The organism is Salinibacterium sp. NYA9b, from assembly GCF_976973725.1.
The window spans coordinates 1,754,128-1,772,672 of record NZ_OZ333476.1 but is presented as its reverse complement, the minus strand read 5'-3'; the positions used below and the strand labels follow the sequence as shown (position 1 = coordinate 1,772,672).

Sequence of the window (18,545 nt, the reverse complement as noted above, 5' to 3'; positions counted from 1 at the left end):
GGCAGCTCAGCGCTGCCGGGCATTCGTGCGTTAACGGCGGTACTGCGGATGAGCGTGGGGCAAAGGTTTGCTGGCAGGCTCACGCGAAGGCTGTTTACCGTGACGGGCGACGGAATCTGGGCATCCCGTTGATGGTGCGCTGTTCGGGCAGCGTCCAGTTGAAGAGCACTGCGAGCACACGCACGCCCACCGTGATCCCGACGCAGATTGACGCGGCGAGAAGAACGGGAACGTCAAAGTTGCGCATGATTACCAGACTCGTTGTGCCTGATACCGCGGCCACAGCGTAGAGCGATCCCACGTGCATGAGCGCAATCGGCATTGAGAGCAGCATGTCACGCAGAATGGAACCACCGACGGCGGAAATGACCCCCACAAAAATGGCCGGGACATCGGGTAATCCCATTGCAAGCGCTTTGGTAGTGCCGATCGCGCCAAACAAGCCAATCGTCAGGGCATCGAGCAGCGTAACGAGCGGACCCAACCGGGCGATGAGGCGTTCGAGTAGCATCCCGAAGAGAGCGGCCCCGGTCGCGACCAAGAGGTACCAGTTGGTGGAGAGCACGGCGGGCACTTCAGAAAGCACGATGTCGCGCACCATGCCGCCGCCGAAACCCGATGAAATGCCAATAATGGCGACGCCGAGGAGATCTAGACGGCGATCACGAAACTGGGCGGCAAACATCGCGCCCTGCATTGCTCCGACGCCGACCGCTAACAGCCCCGCCCACAGCGGAATCTCGAAAGTCTCGTTCACGCACCATTCGTACCACGCGCCGGGCGGGCGGTGCAGTTGTGCTCTGGGCAAGCCTGCAACCGCCGGGTGAACCGCTAGTGCCGACCCGCCGCGCTGCCGCGCTCCCGACCAGCCGCGCTGCCGACCAGCCGCGCCGTCACGCTCCTGACGTGCTTCCCTCGACCCTGCTGCTGCTGCTGCGCTGCTCCCGAGCCGCCGACGTGCTCTCTCGGCCACGCACCCACTCGGCCACGCGCGCACTCGGCCACGCGCGCACTTTCGGCCCGGCCCACGTTGGAAACTCAGGAAAAGCGGGCGGGCGGAGTATGAGGAGCCCGAGTTTGTGCGCTTCGGGATTCGGAACCTTCGCCGATCTCCTGAGTTTCCGACAGGATCGACGTTCAGAGCGGCACACGCGCAGAAGCGTCAGCCCGAGGCTGCGGCGTTCTCCGCATACTGAGCGAATGTCGTGTGGCCAGCACCTGAGGGTGTGCCGAGGTGGTCGCCGCGAGCGAAAGACCGTCCGACGGGACCGGGCAGGGGCAGCGCCCACGTTGGGCGGCGGCGGCCGTGCGCGACATTCCACTGCCGCGCCAGCTCGCGGAATTCCAGCTGTTCTGGGCCTGCGAAGTCAGCGACGCGTTGGGCGGGACCAGCATCCACGAGTTCGACCAGACGCTCGGCGACTTCCTCGACAGCGACGGGCTGCATGGTGAACGCGGGCACGATCGTCACCGGAGACCATCGCTGAGCTCTCAACAGCCCGGCAACGAAACTATGAAACTGGGTGGCGCGAAGGATCGAGTAGGGAGTACCTGACGCGGCGATCAGTTGCTCGCTGAGGTGCTTGTCGCGGTAGTACGCGAACGCGTGTTTATCGACGCCGACAATCGACATGAAGATGAGGTGCTCAACAGGATGGGCAACGAGGGCATCCAGGAGATTCCGGGTGTGCTGCGAGTCGTGGGCATTCGCGCCCGAGGCAAGGTGCACGACCGTGGTGACTCCGGCGAGAGCATCCGACAGTCCGATGCCGGTGGCGAGGTCGGCGACGACGGTGTCCGGGGTGCCGCTGGCGCGGCGGCTGAGCGAGCGCACGGCATGGCCGGCGGCGCGGAGTAGCTCCACGGTTGGTCTGCCGAGGGCGCCGGTCGCGCCGGTAACGAGAATCATGAGATCGCCTCCCTGCGGCAACGGGCATGGGGTGCCGGCGATCACCGCTGTGCACAATGTACTGCGCGCAGAGCTCCGTGGGCAGGGCGCTGAGTGAAACGGCGTCTCTGCGGTCCGTCGCTCAGCAAACTTGCGACAAGCGGAGGATACTTGTGGAGTGCCAACTTATCGTGATGAAGCCGTCGTGCTGCGCACCCACAAGCTGGGGGAAGCTGACCGCATCGTCACCATGCTGTCGCGTGAGCACGGCAAGATCCGCGCGGTAGCCAAAGGGGTGCGTCGTACTGCCTCCAAGTTTGGCGCGCGGCTGGAACCCTTCATGGTCGCCGACATCCAGTGCTATATCGGTCGCAGTCTCGACATCATCCAGCAGGCTGAATCGTTGGGGTCGTATGGTTCAGAGATTACGGCCGACTATGCGAGCTATACCGCGGCGAGCGTGATGGTCGAAACGGCTGACAAAGTCACGGATGACGACGGCTCGTTGCAGCAATACCTCTTGCTGGTTGGCGCGCTGCGGTCTCTCTCGCGGCGCGAGCACAACCCGAGTCTCACTCTTGACTCGTACCTCCTGCGCAGCCTCTCGATTGCGGGCTGGGCACCGAGTTTTGTCGACTGCGCGGTGACGGGCGCTCCCGGGCCGCATTCGGTTTTTGTGGCGCAGATGGGCGGTGTGGTTGCCGACGAGGTTGCCCCGCCCGGGTCGCCACGACTCAGCCCCGACACTCTTGAGCTGCTCGGCGCGTTGCTCGCCGGCCAGTGGGATGTCGCGGAAGCCTCGGAAGAACGGTCGCGTTCCCAAGCAAGTGGCGTCGTTGCCGCGTACACCCAGTTTCATTTGGAGCGCAGTCTTCGCTCCATTCAGCATGTGGATCGGAGCGCATGAGCCGCGTAGCGAAAACTCACAAAGATGCCGTCGAGTTTCGTCCTCTTGACTGGACGGGCATCCAACCTCCGGTGATGCCGAAGGGCTCTGTTCCTGAGCACATTGCGATTGTGATGGACGGCAATGGTCGCTGGGCGAATGCTCGCGGGCTGACGCGGGTGGAAGGCCACAAGGCGGGCGAGGCGAGTCTGCTCGATGTGGTGGCTGGTGCCATCCAGATCGGGGTCAAACATGTCAGCGTGTATGCCTTCTCGACTGAAAATTGGAGTCGCTCGCCCGAAGAGGTGCGCTTTCTCATGGGTTTCAACCGCGACGTGCTGCACCGTCGCCGAGATCAGCTCAACGAGTGGGGCGTGCGCGTGCGGTGGGCAGGGCGACGCCCGCGCCTGTGGACGTCGGTCATCAAAGAGCTGCAATTTGCCGAGAAGCTTACGGAGAAGAACAGCACTCTGACGCTCACGATGTGCGTCAACTATGGCGGCCGTAACGAGATTGCGGATGCTGTGCGTTCGATTGCTGATGACGTTGCGGCGGGCAAATTGAAGCCGTCCGCCGTCTCGGAGAAGCTCATCCAGAAGCGTCTGTATCAGCCTCAATTGCCTGACGTCGACCTGTTCGTGCGGTCGTCGGGGGAGCAGCGGATGAGCAACTTCATGCCCTGGCAGAGCGCGTATGCCGAGATGGTCTTCTTGGATACGCTGTGGCCAGATTTCACGCGCGAAGATTTGTGGCGCGCAATCGAGATTTATGCTGGCCGCTCGCGCCGCTTCGGTGGCGCAGTCGATGCGCCGACGGGTGACGCTAGCTAACACCACTGCCTACTTGGAGGCACTTCTCTCTGCGATCCCTTCGGGGGAGCTGAACTGTTGGTGAGCGCTAGTCACCCCTTTTGGTCAGGGTGACTTTAAGGTGTATTCTGTGTTCAGGTCAGCATGACTCTTACCGAAGGGAGTGGCGATGCAACAGAACGAGCAAGCAATTTCGCTCGCGGTGTCCACCGTGATTTTTGCGCTGCGCCCCATTCCCGAGTCGGGGGAGAGCGCGCTGTGGATTCCATTGGTGCGTCGCACCCGCGAACCCTATGCCGGTCAGTGGGCGTTGCCCGGTGGTTGGGTCGACAACCACGAGAGCCTCGAAGACGCAGCCGCCCGCAACTTGCTTGAGACAACCGCTCTCGAGCCGGCTTACCTCGAACAGCTCTACGCCTTTGGTGATGTTGAGCGTTCGATTGGATCTCGCGCGGTGTCGATTGTCTACTGGGCGCTCGTGCGCCAAGAGGAGGCAGACCGGGCTACCGAGGGTGAGAATGTGCGCTGGTTCCCGGCAGACAACCTGCCCGAGTTGGCCTTCGATCACAACGTTATCGTCGACTACGCGCTCTGGCGCCTCCGCACCAAGATGGAATACTCGCGCATCGCCCGGGCCTTCCTGGGGGAGACTTTTACTCTGAGTGAACTGCGCATCGTGCACGAGGCTGTGTTGCAAAAGCAGCTCGATCCCGCCAATTTCCGTCGTCAGATTGAGAATTCGGGTTCACTGGTTCCCACTGATCACGTTGTCTCGGGAGGGCGTCACCGGCCTCCGAGGTTGTACCGCTATGACGAGGGCGTTGAGCTCGTTGACAATGGCCCGCTCGGCCGCTTAAAGACAGGGAGCACTCGTGTCATCCATTGATTCGACTATTCAGCGCATCACGAAGACGGGCGACGGGGAAACCTGTGCGCCTGAGCTAGCCGATGGTCCGTGGACCTTCGATCTGGGTGTTCCGAGCTATGGGCCAGGGGCTTCGATGGGCGACGTCATCCCCACGGGAGCACCTCGTCAGGGCCAGTTGCCTGTCGAATACCAGAAGGCTTCCAACGAAGACCTCCACGCTCGCATCGTCGCTGCCAAAGCGACCCTCGGCGACCGTGCTGTCATCCTTGGCCACTTCTATCAGCGCGATGAAGTTGTGCAGCACGCCGACTTCCTCGGCGACTCGTTCCAACTCGCCAACGCCGCCCAAACCGTGCCCAATGCCGAAGCCATTATTTTCTGTGGCGTGCACTTTATGGCCGAAACCGCCGACATCCTCGCTCGCTCTGATCAGGCGGTCATTCTCCCGAACCTCGCTGCCGGTTGTTCGATGGCCGACATGGCCGACATCGATTCCGTAGAGGAGTGCTGGGAACAGCTCACCGAAATTTACGGAACCGAGCCGGATGCCGATGGCCGCGTGCCGATCATCCCCGTGACGTATATGAACTCGTCTGCTGCGCTCAAGGGTTTCTGCGGTCGCAACGGTGGAATCGTCTGCACAAGCTCGAACGCCACAACCGTGCTGGAGTGGGCGTACGAGCGCGGTCAGCGCGTGCTGTTCTTCCCCGACCAGCACTTGGGTCGCAACACGGCGAAGAAGATGGGCATTTCGACCGATCTCATGCCGATGTGGAACCCGAACAAGCCTCTCGGCGGCAACGACGCTGAGACCCTTGACGAAGCGAAGGTTGTGCTCTGGCACGGCTTCTGCAGTGTGCACAAGCGCTTCAATGTTGGCCAGATCGAGCAAGCTCGCGCCGAGCACCCCGGTGTTCGCGTGATCGTGCACCCCGAGTGCCCGATGCCCGTTGTGGATGCCGCGGACGAGGCGGGGTCGACCGACTACATCCAGAAGGCTGTTGCTGCTGCGACCGAACCGACAACGTTCGCGATTGGCACCGAGATCAACATGGTCAACCGCCTCGCTGCCGAACACCCGCAACACACGATCTTCTGTCTCGACCCGGTCGTGTGCCCGTGTTCAACGATGTACCGCATTCACCCTGGCTACCTCGCGTGGGTGCTTGAGGGCCTCGTTCGCGGTGAAGTTCTCAACCAGATCACTGTTGCTGACGATGTGGCAGTACCGGCTCGTGTGGCCTTGGAGCGGATGCTCGCCGCGAAGCCACCGGTAACGACGAAAGAAGCGTAACCATGGCACGGGTCATTGTTGTCGGCACAGGTATTGCCGGTCTCATCACCGCCTACCGCGCAAGTGCTCACCACGAAGTGGTCCTCGTGACCAAGTCGGAGCTCGCGGAGAGCAACACCAAGTACGCCCAGGGCGGTATTGCTGCTGTGCTGTTCCCCGATGACACCGTGGCCAGTCACGTCTCTGACACGATGATCGCTGGCGCGGGACTGTGCGAGCGGGATGCCGTGGAAGTGTTGTGCAGCGAGGGCCCGTTGCGCGTGCAAGAACTCATCTCTCTCGGAGTGGAGTTCGACCGCATTGCCAACGGTGAGCTCGCTCGGGGACACGAAGCGGCGCACTCGTCGCGGCGCGTCATCCACGCTGGCGGAGATGCAACGGGGCTCGCCATCGAAGTCGCCCTTTTGCGGGCGGTTCGAGCGCTGGCCGTCGAGACCTATGCGTACACGTTCATGCGCGATCTGGTGACGGAGACGGATGCCGACGGCACGCCGCGCGTCACCGGTATCGACGTCATTGCTCCCGACGGCAACTCGCGCGTCATTGACGGCGACATTGTCGTTCTCGCGAGTGGTGGAGCAGGCCAGCTCTACAAGCACACCACGAACCCGTTCGTCACTACAGGTGACGGTGTTGCTGCCGCCTACCGCGCTGGTGCCGCTCTCGCCGATGTCGAATTCTTCCAGTTCCACCCGACATCGCTCGCGGTGCCCGGCAACCCGCTCGTCTCCGAGGCGGTTCGCGGCGAGGGCGCAACCCTGCTCGACGAGAATGGCAAGCGCTTCATGTTCGACGTGCACCCCGATGGTGAACTCGCCCCGCGCGATGTCGTCGCCCGCGGTATCGCTCGCGCCATGGAAAAGCAGGGCGGGCGACCGATCATGCTCGATGCCACCGCCCTCGGTTCCGAGTTTCTCGCGAAGCGATTCCCCGGCATCAGCGAGGTCTGCGAAGAGCACGGCTTCGATTGGGGCACAGCGCCGATTCCCGTGACGCCGGCTGCGCACTACTGGATGGGCGGCATCCGCACCGACATCGACGGCCGCACGAGCGTGCGCGGTCTCTATGCCGTGGGGGAGGCATCCTGCACCGGTGTGCACGGAGCCAACCGTCTCGCCTCCAACTCTCTCCTCGAATCACTCGTTTTCGCCTGGCGTGCTGCGGATGCTCTCAATGAGCCCCAGCGGGCCATCGAGGTTGACGCGCTCGAGCCGCAGTTCGAGATCACGGGCAAAGAGCCATTCACACGCGATCAGTTGCGTGAACTGATGTGGAGCCACGTTGGTCTTGAGCGGGACGCTACCCGCCTCGAAGAAGCCTCCGCGATCTTGGCGAGCTGGCACTCTGAATCCAACACGGTCGAGGGCGCCGAGAACGCGAACCTGCTCGACCTCGCACGCCTCGTCGTCGTCGCGGCGCTCCGCCGTAAGGAATCGCGCGGAGCCCACGAGCGCACCGACTACCCGGAGACCCGCGAAGAGCTCGCGTTCTCCACGCGCTGGGCGGCAGTCAACGTAGCGGGCGACTTCATCCCGGCAGAAGACCAAGCAGAAACGATCAAGCGATGAATCAGCAGCTCGTTGACAATGTCATCCTGATGGCCCTCGCCGAAGATGCGCCGTGGGGTGACATCACGAGCGATGCGTTCGTGCCCGAAGACGCCACCGCCACCGCCGTGCTCAATGCGCGTGAGGCGGGGGTCGCCAGTGGCCTCGATGTCTTCGCTCGCACCTTCCAGCTGGTGGATGCTCAGGCTGAGGTCACGCTGCAGGCCAGTGATGGCGACTCGTTCACCGCCGGCCAGCAACTCGCTTCGGTGTCCGGTAACGCCCGCGCCGTTTTGCGGGCGGAGCGCATCGCTCTCAACCTCAGCCAGCGGATGTCGGGAATCGCCACCCAGACCGCGGCATACGTCGCGCAGGTGGCGGGCACTCACGCGCGGGTTGTTGATACGCGCAAGACGACTCCGGGCCTCCGAGCTCTCGAACGCCACGCTGTGCGTTCGGGCGGCGGCCACAACCACCGCTTCAGTCTCTCGGATGCCGTGATGGCCAAAGATAATCACCTCGCAGTTCTTGCTGCCGCGGGTATCGATCTCGGCGAGGCCATCCGCCAGGCTCGTGCGCGGATCGGTCACACCACTCACCTTGAGGTCGAGGTGGATCGGCTCGACCAGGTTGAAACTGTCGTCTCGGCGGGCGTCGACACCATCATGCTCGACAACTTCTCGCTCGAAGATCTGCGTGCGGGTGTCGAGCTCGTGGCCGGCCGCGCAATCGTCGAGGCCAGCGGAGGCGTGAACCTCGACACCATTGCCGCGATTGCCGCAACCGGCGTTGATGTCATCTCGGTAGGGGCCCTCACGCACAGCGTTCGTTCGCTCGACCTGGGTCTCGACATTGCGGTGAGCGCAGCACACTAATGATTTTTCTCGACTCCGCAGCAACCACACCCGTGCGCCGTGAGGTGCTTGAAGCGATGTGGCCGCTGCTGACGGGAGACTTCGGTAACCCATCCAGCCATCACGAGCTGGGGGAGTCCGCGAAGCGGGCCCTGGATGCCGCCCGCACGAGTGTTGCCGCGTCGCTGGGGTGCCGGGCATCCGATGTCGTCTTCACGTCGGGCGGTACGGAGTCAGACAACCTCGCCATCAAGGGCCTCGCGCTGGCCGAGCCACGTGGACGCCACATCGTGACGAGTGCGATCGAGCATGAGGCTGTGCTGGAGTCTGTTGACTATCTCAAGCGCATTCACGGGTTCGAGGTCACTGTGTTGCCGGTAAACGGCCAAGGTCTTATCAACCTTGACGATGCTCGGGATGCCCTGCGCCCCGACACCACGCTCTGCACGGTCATGTACGCCAACAACGAGATCGGTGCCGTGCAGCCCATCGCCGCACTGGCCGAACTCTGCCGCACACACGGGGTGCCCCTGCACACGGACGCCGTGCAAGCCGCCGGCTGGCTGCCGCTCGACGTTGCCGGGCTGGGCGTCGCTGCCCTCAGCCTGTCGGGACACAAGCTCGGCGCGCCCAAAGGCATCGGCGTACTGATGGTCAAGGGGCGTCGCAGCCTCGAGCCCGTGTTGCACGGGGGAGGCCAGGAGCGCGGCAAGCGCTCGGGCACCGAAAACGTCGCAGGGGCTGTTGGATTCGCTCATGCCCTCGCGCTCGCCGAGACCGACCGGGCTGAGCGTGCTCGTGGCGTCGCGCGGTTGCGGGATGACTTCGTCGCCGATGTGCTGGCGCGGGTTCCCGCTGCGATCTTTACAGGGCCAGCGTTGGCTGCCACACCCACCCGTCTCCCCAACAATGCCTCATTCTGCTTCCCCGGCACCAGCGGAGAATCCCTCCTGCTCGAGCTCGGTCGCGCTGGCATCATTTGTTCAGCCGGTTCGGCGTGTGCCGTGGGCAGCGACGATGTCTCGCACGTGCTGACCGCGATCGGCATTGACGAAGCGATCGCCCAAACGGCGGTGCGGTTTAGTCTCAGTGGGGATACGACAGCCGAACAGCTCACCACGGTCGCCGCCGAGATCGAAACGGCCTACCGGGCGGTTCGCTCGCTCTCTCAGTAGCGCCTCGGCAGTACCGCACGCACCAGTTTCGTAGTTACCCCTGCGCCGGGTAGTCCTTCAGGCCCCAGACATCTCCACCCAACGCGGTCAACGTTGCAATAGTCGTCGCCACGCTCGGGATCCGCGTTGCCCCCGGCTGAATGACGTACTGAATGGTGCGCTCACTCGAGGGCTGCGGGGCATGGATGCTCACGCCCTCCGGCAGCGTCAGTGACGACAGCGCTAGCTGGGGGAGAAGCGCCACCCCCAGCCCGCGGGAGACAAAGCTCAGTACCGCGAGAGCGTTATCCGTCTCCAACCCAATCTCTGGGGCGAAACCCTCGATATTGCACAGGGCAAGCAAATGACCGCGACAGAGGGCACAGCCCGCAATCCACGCGTCGTTCGCAAGATCGGCCAGGCTCACGCTGTCGGCATTCGCTAGGGGGTGAGTGTCAGGGAGCACCAGCACCACCGGCTCCGTGAACAGTGGCACCGTCGTGTGGCCGCCATCACGCGACAAGTGCGGGTCGGCACGGTCCTCCGGGTAGGAGAATGTGATTGCGAGATCCGCTGAACCGTCCCGCAACAGCTGCAGCGCCTGCGGAGGCTCAGCCTCGACATAATTCACCGTCAAATTCGGATGCTGCTGCCGCAACTGACGAATCAACCGCGGCACGAGCGTCGACGACGCCGTCGGGAACGCTGCGATGCGCACCGTTCCGCTCGAGAGACCGGCTAACTCTGCGAGTTCGGCGCTCGCCGCATCCACCGCATTGAGTACCGTGACGGCGTGACTGGCGAGGGCGCGGCCGGCTTCGGTGAGGCGCACCCCGCGGCCCGAGCGCACTACAAGCGCGAGCCCGAGTCGCGACTGGGCGCGAGTGAGGTGTTGGCTGAGGGCGGGCTGGCTGTAGCCGAGAACGCGGGCCGCTTCGCTGATCGTGCCGTGTTCAGAAATCGCACGAACGATGCGCAGCGAGAGAAGGTCTGGCGTGGTGTCCATCGACCAAGCATAACTAAACGTGATCGTTGGTATCCCAATCATGCTCTTGTGGCATATATCCGGGCGCGGGAACATGGTGGCATGACCTCCCCAGCTCTGGCCAGCGCCATCGACAGCTTCGCGAACACCCGCGGGTACCTTTCCGCTGCCACTATGGGGCTCCCAACCTGTGCCGCCGTCACCGAGATGAAGGAGAAGCTCGGGCAGTGGGCCACCGCAACCTGCAACCCCATGAACTACGGCGACATTGTTGAACGCACTCGTGGTCACTACGCGCGCCTCGTCGGCATCGACACCAGTCGCGTTGCGATTGGTTCGCAAACCTCAGTCATGGCATCCCTCATCGCCTGCTCGCTGCCGGCAGGTTCCGAAGTGCTGGTCGTCGAATCCGACTTCACGTCAATCGTGTTCCCGTTCCTGCAACACCGCGACCTTCAGGTGCGCGCCGTGCCCCTGGCCGAACTGGCGGATGCCATCACCGACAGCACCGCACTCGTCGCGTTCTCACTCATCCAATCCTGCAACGGCAAGGTCGCCGATGTCGCGGCGATCACCGCCGCCGCCGACCGCCATGGAGCTCGCACTCTCTGCGACATCACGCAGGCCGCCGGCGTTTACCCCGTGGATGCCAGCCAATTCGATGCGACCGTGTGCCACGCCTACAAGTGGTTGTGTTCGCCTCGCGGCGTCGCGTTCCTCACAATCTCCGAGGATTTCGCCGAGCACATCACGCCAGTGCAAGCCGGCTGGTACGCGGGGGAAGACGTGTGGTCGAGTGTGTACGGCACCGAGATGAACCTTGCGAAGGACGCTCGCCGGTTCGACGTCTCGCCAGCGTGGCAGGCCTGGGTGGGGGCCGAGCATCCGATCGCCATGTTTGCCGACCTCGACATCGCCGAAGTCTGGGAGCACTGCACCGGGCTCGCCAACCTGCTGTGCGACGAGCTCGGAATCGAACGCCAGAATCAGGCCATCGTCACGTGGCCGGATGAATCGGGTGCCGACCTCGCCAAACTGACGGCCGCTGGCATCACCGCCTCCGGTCGCGCTGGCCGTCTTCGCGCTGCATTCCACCTCTGGAATACCGAAGAAGACGTCGCGGCGGTTATCGCTGCGCTGCGTGTCTAGCTAAACTGGATGTCCGCCGACCGTGCATCCAGCTCGGCAGACTATTGGAGTTTCTGTGGCTACGCCTAACCCCCTCGACGCCGTTATCAACCTCGCCAAGCGCCGAGGTTTTGTCTTCCAATCGGGAGAGATCTACGGCGGTTCACGCTCAGCCTGGGACTATGGCCCGCTGGGAACCGCCCTCAAAGAGAACATCAAAAAGCAGTGGTGGCAGACCTTCGTTCAAGGTCGCGAAGACGTTGTCGGGCTCGACTCGGCCGTCATCCTGCCTCGCAAGGTGTGGGAAGCATCCGGTCACGTCGAGGTCTTCTCTGACCCGCTCGTCGAATCGCTGCACACCCACAAGCGTTACCGCGCCGACCACCTTCTTGAAGCCTACGAAGAGAAGCACGGTCACCCTCCCGTCAACGGGCTTGCCGACATCCGCGACCCTGACACCGGTCAGCCCGGATCGTGGACCGAACCGCAGAACTTCTCGGGACTCCTCAAGACCTACCTTGGCCCCGTCGACAATGAAGAGGGCATGCACTACCTGCGCCCCGAAACCGCCCAGGGTATCTTCACCAACTTCGCCAACGTCATGGGCGCTGCTCGCATGAAGCCGCCCTTCGGAATCGGCCAGGTCGGAAAGTCATTCCGTAACGAGATCACGCCCGGAAACTTCATTTTCCGTACGCGTGAGTTCGAACAGATGGAGATGGAATTCTTCGTCGAGCCCGGCACCGACGAAGAATGGCACCAAACCTGGATCGACGAATCCATGAAGTGGTACACCGACCTCGGCATCAACCCCGACAACCTGCGTTTCTACGAGCACGCTCAAGAGAAGCTCTCGCACTACTCCAAGCGAACAGTGGATGTTGAGTACCGTTTCCGCTTCGCCGGTAGCGAGTGGGGCGAGCTCATGGGCATCGCTAACCGCACCGACTTCGACCTGCGCACACACTCCGAAGCATCCGGTTCCGACCTGTCGTACTTCGACCAGGCCAAGGACGAGCGTTGGACGCCGTACGTGATCGAGCCCGCATTCGGTCTCACCCGCGCCCTCATGGCCTTCCTCATTGACGCCTATGCCGAAGATGAAGCGCCCAACGCGAAGGGTGGTGTAGACAAGCGCACCGTTCTGCGCCTCGACCGTCGCCTCTCGCCAGTAAAGGTTGCCGTTCTGCCGCTGTCGCGCAACGAACGTCTCTCGCCGATGGCGCGTGGCGTTGCCGCTGACCTGCGCAAGTACTGGAACGTCGACTTCGACGACGCCGGTGCGATCGGTCGTCGCTACCGTCGTCAAGACGAAATCGGAACCCCGTTCTGCGTCACGATCGACTTCGATTCGCTCGACGACAACGCGGTCACGATCCGTGAGCGCGACACAATGGAACAGAAGCGTATGCCGATCGAAGAGCTGCGCGGCTACCTCGCGCAGGAGCTTATCGGCTGCTAGACCCAGCGGTTGGGCTCTCGGCGTCCGTCGCCGAGAGCCCGCACTGCACCAAGCGGACCCGGACAAGTTCCGGGTCCGCTTTTCTGTGTGCGCGGTCCCTCGCTGTGGTGGTCTCCGCTGCAGCTCGACGTGCTGCCGGACGAACCGCTCTCATCCCGCGGGCTCCTGTCAGAAACTCAGGAGATTCGAGTTCGCGCGCGATTCTGTCGGCGTCAGGCCCGCGGTATCCCGGGCCTCCTGTCGGAGGCGCCGACGGATCTCCTGAATTTCCAACTGGGACGTGTCATCAACATGCCCCGCGCACCCCAATAGTCAACCGATGGCCGCCTCTCATGCCATGCGGCGATAACCGCGGTGATGCTGTCGTCATGGTGGATGTACACGAACTAGTTGATGAACTTGGTGGGCTTGCGCAGAAACGTCAGCTGGTCGTGCGCGGAGCCCGTGACCGTGATCTCACCCGCGCAGTGAAGCGGGGCGAGGTCGTCAGGGCACGGTTGGTACACAACGGGCGCGGAGACAGCGTTACGCGTTCGAGCCGCGCGAGTGGGGGGTCGCCTCACCGGTATCTCCGCGATTGCAGACTGGGGTGGCTGGGTTGTGAGGGAGCATCCGCTGCAGGTGTCAGTGCCCCAGAACGCCTCGCGATTGCGCAGCCAGTGGAATCGGCGGCGCCCACTGGGCCGAAGAAACGGGGTGCAGTTGCACTGGGATCCGCGCTCGGTCCACGAGCGGGGAACGACGTGGCACGTGAGTATTCTCGAGGCGCTCAGACGTGTGGTGGTCGACGAGAGCCTCGAGACGGCGGTTGCTGCGGTGGACTGGGCGCTGCATACCGGGCGGATTGATGAGTTCGATTGTGAGCAGTTGATTCTCATGCTGCCGCGGTACAAGCGCGGGATACGGTCCTGGGTGGATGGGCGTTCTGAGAGCTTGCCGGAGAGTCTTGCGCGCGTTCGGCTGCAGCTTCGGGGCCATCGCGTCGAGATTCAAGTTCCTCTGGGGCCCAAGCGGATTGATCTGGTGGTGAACGGTGTCGTCGGGCTTGAGATCAATGGCAAGCAGTTTCATGCGCACACCTTCGAAGAGGATCATCTGAAGGCGATCGAGATCACTATCGCGGGATTTCACGCGATGAGTGTCAGCGCCAGAATGGTTTTCACGCAATGGGAGCTGTTTCTGACGGCGCTGGAGACGGTACTCGCCTCTCATGCGCGTGCTGACGTCGGAAATTCAGGAGATCTGACGGCTTGCGCGGTCAGACGCACCAGATTCCGCGAGACCTAGCGGCGACGATCCGGAATCTCCTGAGTTTCCGACAGCACACGCGGAGAAAGCGCGAAGCCAATGACCCAGCAGCGGGAAAAGCAAGAGTGAACCTGCGGTCGAGGGAATATCTTGGGGCGCAACGCGTTGACCTTGAGGTGAATAATGCAGCAGCAACCGTGACCGAACCCGTACAAGTCGATATCTGGTCTGATGTTCAGTGCCCCTGGTGCTACATCGGAAAGCGACGCTTTGAAGCCGCCGTAGAAACGTCGGGCATCCCCGTCGAGATCGTGTACCACTCGTTTGAACTCGCTCCCGATACCCCGGTCGAGTATGAGGGCACCCCCATCCAGTTCTTGAGCGAGCGCAAGGGGCTCCCGATGCCGCAGGTCGAAGAGATGCTCACGCGCGTCACCGACATCGCATCGAGCGTTGGGCTTGACTATGACTACGAACACATCCACCAGACGAACACGGTGAAGGCGCACGAACTTCTGCACTTTGCGAAGGCTCACGGTCGCCAGCTTGAGATGAAAGAGCGTCTTCTTGATGCCTATTTCATCAAGACTGAGCACGTCGGCCGCATCGAAGACCTCGCTGATATTGCGGCATCCATTGGTTTCGACCGCGACGAAGTGGTGCGCGTTCTTGAGTCGAGCGAGTACCTCCCCGCGGTGAAGGCTGACATGGAACAGGCCATGCAATACGGCATCCAGGGGGTGCCATTCTTCGTGATTGATGGCAAGTATGGGGTTTCGGGCGCGCAAGAAAGTGAAACGTTCGCTAACGTACTCACACAAGTACTTACCGAAAGAGACGTCTAACCCATGGATGCCGCAACGAAGCCAATCCCGACCTTCACCCTTCAGCAGCTCGGCGACCCGAACGCAGTAGCGTGTGAAGGCGACGCCTGCGTCGTCGGTGACGATCACCGCTCGCAAGCGTTCGTCAACCGCCAGATCGACGAAGGTCTGGTCTAGCCAAACGAGGGCAGTGCGCTATCTAGCCGACGAAACCGCGGTTAGACCATTCGACGATTTCGGCAACGCTGGCATGTTCCGGTGCGGCTTTAGCTACTCGTGACGGAATGAGCGTAAGCGGCACAGTGGTCGGGCGCGCCGGCAGGGAAGCGTGGTGCGCTTCGGGTGCGTTGAAGCGTTTGTTGATGAGAGCGCCAAGAATGGCACCGCCACCGAAGCCGAGCGGCAAGAGGAGCAGGTAGAGGGTCGGGTCGAGGTTCGACGCGGTTCCTACCGCCAAGATTCCTCCAACTCCAATGATTGCTCCGATGCTGAGGGCAACCCACCAGCGCTGAAGTTTCGCGTTTTCTTTGTCCCAGGCGCGTTGGGCGCGCAGTTGTTCGAGCGCTTCCTCGCGCGGCGCCGCGCTCACCCAGAGGCGGGTTTCGAAGCGGAAGACGTTCGGATGCTCGTCGATGGCCATTAGTCAGTTCCTGTTTCGCTCGTAATGTCGGCGACCGTGGCCTCGAGGCCAGTGATCAGGTCATCCGTGTGAACCCATGCGGTGTAGTCGTGGTCTCCTGAGCCCATTGATACTCGCTTGCCCGCGATGCGTTCGTCGGCAAACACGGGCCAGGCGGTGCTGCTGCCGAGCGGGGTGATGGTGCCGCGCGCAAATCCGGTGGCCTCGAGCGCAAGGGCGGCCTCGGGCATCCGCAATTTATTGACACCGACGACGGCGCGCAGCTTGGGCCACGAAATCTGGCGGTCACCGGGAACGAGGGCAAAGAGGTAGCTGCCGTCGCTGCGTTTGACGACGAGCGATTTCACGATCTCGGCCGGGGTGATGCCGAGCAGTTCGGCGGCGTGTTCGAGGGAGGTCGCTGGTGCGCGTTCGACGATCTCGATCGGGATGCCGCGGCGCTCGGCGTCGTCGCGGACGCGGTCAGTTCCTGCCGTCATTCGGGGCCTCCCGGTATGTGCGGCGCTGGTTCAGGCGCGCCGTGGGACAATTGCTACGTGACTATTCTTGCCCCTGCCGACCCGCGTGTCGCGCCACAGCTCTCAATCGGGAACCTCGACCTTGATGTTCCTGTCGTTTTGGCGCCCATGGCAGGCATCACCAACACAGCTTTTCGCCGTCTCTGCCGCGAGTATGGCGCTGGTCTGTATGTCAGCGAAATGATCACGAGCCGTGCGCTGGTGGAGCGCACGCCCGAGAGCATGCGCCTGATTACGCACCATGAGTCGGAGACGACGCGCAGCATCCAGCTTTATGGTGTTGACCCGAAGACGGTGAGAGAAGCGGTCACGATGTTGGTTGCCGAAGATCGTGCCGACCACATTGACTTGAACTTCGGATGCCCCGTTCCTAAGGTCACTCGCAAGGGTGGGGGAGCGGCGCTTCCGTGGAAGATCGATTTGTTCCGCGACATCGTCGAGGGCGCGGTGAAGGCTGCCGGCGACGTTCCGCTGACGATCAAGATGCGCAAGGGCATCGATTCAGATCATTTGACTTACCTTGAGGCTGCTCGCGTTGGCGCCGGTGCCGGCGTGGCCAGCATCGCGTTGCACGCCCGCACTGCTGCGGAGTTCTACTCGGGGCACGCAGATTGGTCGGCGATCGAAAAGCTCAAGAACACGATCACTGACACCCCGATTCTCGGTAACGGCGACATTTGGAGTGCTGCCGACGCTCTCCGCATGGTCGACGAGACCGGATGCGACGGAGTCGTTGTCGGTCGCGGTTGCCTCGGTCGTCCGTGGCTGTTCGGCGACCTCGCTGCCGCCTTCCGGGGAGAGTCCCTCAAGGCAGAGCCAACACTCGGCGAAGTTGCCATTGCGTTTAAGCGTCATGCCGAACTGCTGGTGGAATTCTTCGGCGATGAAGATCGTGCGTGCCGCGACATCCGCAAGCATGTTGCCTGGTATTTCAAGGGCTATGCGGTCGGCGGAGAGTTGCGCGCAGCAATGGCGACGGTGCACGACCTCGCTCAGCTCGACGAACTGTTGGCTCAGCTCGACTGGAGCCAGCAGTACCCAGGTGCCGACGCTGAGGGCCAACGCGGTCGCGCGGGCACTCCCAAGAAGCCATCGCTTCCGCAGGGCTGGCTCGATAGCCGTGAACTGCACGAGACTCACCGAAGCGAACTCAACCAAGCAGAATTGAGCACCAGTGGCGGCTAAGGGCTACACCGAGACTGACGCCGAGCGTTGGTTTCCCGAGCAGCACTCGAGTCGTCGGAGCGATTTTGCGCGCGACCGTGCGCGGGTGCTTCACTCGAGTGCGCTGCGCCGCCTAGCCGCCAAGACTCAAGTCTTGAGCCCCACGATGGGCACCGATTTTGCCCGCAATCGCCTCACTCATTCGCTCGAGGTCGCTCAGGTGGGCCGCGAGCTCGCTGACAGTCTGGGCCTCGACCCGGATGTCGTTGACACCGCCTGCCTCTCGCACGACCTCGGGCATCCGCCCTTTGGTCACAATGGCGAGCGCGCGCTCAATGAGTGGGCAACTGACATCGGCGGTTTCGAGGGCAATGCTCAGACGCTTCGTCTGCTGACACGCATCGAGCCCAAGGTGTTTGGCCCAGATGGCAAGAGCTACGGCCTCAATCTCACGCGCGCCAGCTTGGACGCGAGCACGAAGTACCCGTGGCCGAGCGCTCAGGGCATTCCTGACCCGAGTGGTCGCAGCAAGTATGGTTTTTTCGACGATGACACTGCCGCGTTCGAGTGGCTTCGCGCTGGTGCTCCCGACCGCCAGCGTTGCATCGAAGCGCAAGTGATGGATCTTTCTGACGACATCGCCTACTCGGTGCACGATTTCGAAGACGCCATCGTCGGTGACTTTATTGATGTCACCGCGCTCGGCGCCCGCGTCAACCACGACGACCTTGTGAAGTCGATGTTTGAGTGGATCGGCGGCGAGTTCACGCATGACGAACTCATTGCTGCCTTCGACCGTCTCGATCTTCTCGACCCGTGGCTCGATCAGTGGGATGGCTCCCGTGCCGCCCACGGTCGCCTCAAGAACCTCACGAGTCAACTCATTGGCCGCTTCGCCGGTGCCGCCGTTCAGGCCACACGCGAAGCTCACCCCACTGATGCGCTCGCTCGCTTCGGCGGCAGCCTCGTGATCCCGGCTGAAATTCAGGCAGAGATTGCGGTGCTCAAGGGCATCGTCGCCGCATTTGTGATGTCGACGAATGCGCGTCGTCCGATCTATCAGCAGCAGCGGGATGTGCTCACTGAGCTGGCCGATGTTCTGCTGTGGACGGCTCCGGTGAACCTCGATTCCGGATTCACCGCCGATTGGAATTCCGCTGAGAACGATCACCAACGCAAGCGGGCAGTAGTAGATCAGGTGGCTAGCCTCACTGATCAGTCCGCGATTGCGTGGCATACACGTCTGGTTGGCTAGAGTCACATCCCGGTGAGCCTA

19 protein-coding genes are annotated in these 18,545 nt (G+C 62.6%); 14 read left to right on the top strand and 5 right to left on the bottom strand.

From position 1 onward, the window contains the following. Positions 1-94 precede the first annotated feature (94 nt). Positions 95-757, bottom strand: coding sequence for a trimeric intracellular cation channel family protein (locus ACWFSR_RS08445; protein ID WP_197105826.1), 663 nt, complete (start codon positions 755-757; stop codon positions 95-97). Between the two features lie 405 nt (positions 758-1,162). Then, entirely contained in the window at positions 1,163-1,909 is a 747-nt protein-coding gene (locus tag ACWFSR_RS08440; RefSeq protein WP_197109833.1) for an SDR family oxidoreductase, read from the bottom strand. A gap of 157 nt (positions 1,910-2,066) precedes the next feature. Here ACWFSR_RS08440 and recO point away from each other — a divergent pair, with 157 nt between their 5' ends. The 7 genes from recO to ACWFSR_RS08405 all read left to right on the top strand — a co-directional run bounded on the left by recO (position 2,067) and on the right by ACWFSR_RS08405 (position 9,321). Continuing rightward, entirely contained in the window at positions 2,067-2,795 is a 729-nt protein-coding gene (recO, locus tag ACWFSR_RS08435) for a DNA repair protein RecO (RefSeq protein WP_197105824.1), read from the top strand. Further along, a complete protein-coding gene (locus ACWFSR_RS08430; RefSeq protein WP_197109834.1) occupies positions 2,792-3,604 on the top strand; it encodes an isoprenyl transferase in 813 nt (270 codons plus the stop codon). Before recO ends, ACWFSR_RS08430 begins: the two co-directional genes overlap by 4 nt. 148 nt (positions 3,605-3,752) lie before the next feature. Continuing rightward, complete coding sequence (locus ACWFSR_RS08425; RefSeq protein WP_197109835.1) at positions 3,753-4,469, top strand: NUDIX hydrolase; 717 nt, start codon at positions 3,753-3,755, stop codon at positions 4,467-4,469. Further along, the gene (gene nadA / locus ACWFSR_RS08420; protein ID WP_197109836.1) at positions 4,456-5,745 is read left to right on the top strand and encodes a quinolinate synthase NadA; all 1,290 of its coding nucleotides are present in this window, start codon (positions 4,456-4,458) and stop codon (positions 5,743-5,745) included. The genes ACWFSR_RS08425 and nadA overlap by 14 nt, the downstream gene beginning before the upstream one ends. 2 nt (positions 5,746-5,747) lie before the next feature. Next, positions 5,748-7,313 carry an L-aspartate oxidase gene (gene nadB, locus ACWFSR_RS08415; protein ID WP_197105820.1) on the top strand — a complete coding sequence of 522 codons (1,566 nt, stop codon included), beginning with the start codon at positions 5,748-5,750 and terminating at the stop codon, positions 7,311-7,313. Beyond that, positions 7,310-8,167, top strand: coding sequence for a carboxylating nicotinate-nucleotide diphosphorylase (gene nadC / locus ACWFSR_RS08410; RefSeq protein ID WP_197109837.1), 858 nt, complete (start codon positions 7,310-7,312; stop codon positions 8,165-8,167). Before nadB ends, nadC begins: the two co-directional genes overlap by 4 nt. Then, the gene (locus ACWFSR_RS08405; RefSeq protein WP_197109838.1) at positions 8,167-9,321 is read left to right on the top strand and encodes a cysteine desulfurase family protein; all 1,155 of its coding nucleotides are present in this window, start codon (positions 8,167-8,169) and stop codon (positions 9,319-9,321) included. Before nadC ends, ACWFSR_RS08405 begins: the two co-directional genes overlap by 1 nt. A gap of 34 nt (positions 9,322-9,355) precedes the next feature. On the opposite strand, the gene ACWFSR_RS08400 is transcribed toward ACWFSR_RS08405, so the two are convergent. Then, on the bottom strand, positions 9,356-10,306 hold the full coding sequence (locus ACWFSR_RS08400; protein ID WP_197105817.1) for a LysR family transcriptional regulator: 951 nt from the start codon (positions 10,304-10,306) through the stop codon (positions 9,356-9,358). An 81-nt stretch (positions 10,307-10,387) separates the two neighbouring features. Here ACWFSR_RS08400 and ACWFSR_RS08395 point away from each other — a divergent pair, with 81 nt between their 5' ends. The 5 genes from ACWFSR_RS08395 (at position 10,388) to ACWFSR_RS08375 (ending at position 15,124) form a co-directional block, all read left to right on the top strand. After that, a complete protein-coding gene (locus ACWFSR_RS08395) occupies positions 10,388-11,434 on the top strand; it encodes an aminotransferase class V-fold PLP-dependent enzyme (RefSeq protein ID WP_447522164.1) in 1,047 nt (348 codons plus the stop codon). Between the two features lie 55 nt (positions 11,435-11,489). Next, positions 11,490-12,875 carry a glycine--tRNA ligase gene (locus ACWFSR_RS08390; protein ID WP_197105815.1) on the top strand — a complete coding sequence of 462 codons (1,386 nt, stop codon included), beginning with the start codon at positions 11,490-11,492 and terminating at the stop codon, positions 12,873-12,875. A 750-nt stretch (positions 12,876-13,625) separates the two neighbouring features. Further along, a complete protein-coding gene (locus tag ACWFSR_RS08385) occupies positions 13,626-14,162 on the top strand; it encodes a hypothetical protein (RefSeq protein ID WP_447522163.1) in 537 nt (178 codons plus the stop codon). A gap of 158 nt (positions 14,163-14,320) precedes the next feature. Beyond that, positions 14,321-14,968 carry a DsbA family oxidoreductase gene (locus tag ACWFSR_RS08380; protein WP_197105813.1) on the top strand — a complete coding sequence of 216 codons (648 nt, stop codon included), beginning with the start codon at positions 14,321-14,323 and terminating at the stop codon, positions 14,966-14,968. 3 nt (positions 14,969-14,971) lie between these two features. Further along, complete coding sequence (locus ACWFSR_RS08375) at positions 14,972-15,124, top strand: hypothetical protein (RefSeq protein ID WP_197105812.1); 153 nt, start codon at positions 14,972-14,974, stop codon at positions 15,122-15,124. Positions 15,125-15,146: 22 nt separating this feature from the next. Here the strand turns inward: ACWFSR_RS08375 and ACWFSR_RS08370 are convergent, their stop codons facing one another. Next, positions 15,147-15,587 carry a hypothetical protein gene (locus ACWFSR_RS08370; RefSeq protein ID WP_197105811.1) on the bottom strand — a complete coding sequence of 147 codons (441 nt, stop codon included), beginning with the start codon at positions 15,585-15,587 and terminating at the stop codon, positions 15,147-15,149. Further along, positions 15,587-16,066, bottom strand: a complete 480-nt coding sequence (locus tag ACWFSR_RS08365; RefSeq protein ID WP_197105810.1) for an aminoacyl-tRNA deacylase — start codon at positions 16,064-16,066, stop codon at positions 15,587-15,589. Before ACWFSR_RS08365 ends, ACWFSR_RS08370 begins: the two co-directional genes overlap by 1 nt. A 15-nt stretch (positions 16,067-16,081) precedes the next feature. Between ACWFSR_RS08365 and dusB the strand changes: the two genes are divergently transcribed. Both dusB and ACWFSR_RS08355 read left to right on the top strand, forming a co-directional pair. Then, a complete protein-coding gene (dusB, locus tag ACWFSR_RS08360; protein WP_231600587.1) occupies positions 16,082-17,290 on the top strand; it encodes a tRNA dihydrouridine synthase DusB in 1,209 nt (402 codons plus the stop codon). Beyond that, the gene (locus tag ACWFSR_RS08355; RefSeq protein WP_197105808.1) at positions 17,280-18,524 is read left to right on the top strand and encodes a deoxyguanosinetriphosphate triphosphohydrolase; all 1,245 of its coding nucleotides are present in this window, start codon (positions 17,280-17,282) and stop codon (positions 18,522-18,524) included. The genes dusB and ACWFSR_RS08355 overlap by 11 nt, the downstream gene beginning before the upstream one ends. Positions 18,525-18,545: the final 21 nt, after the last annotated feature.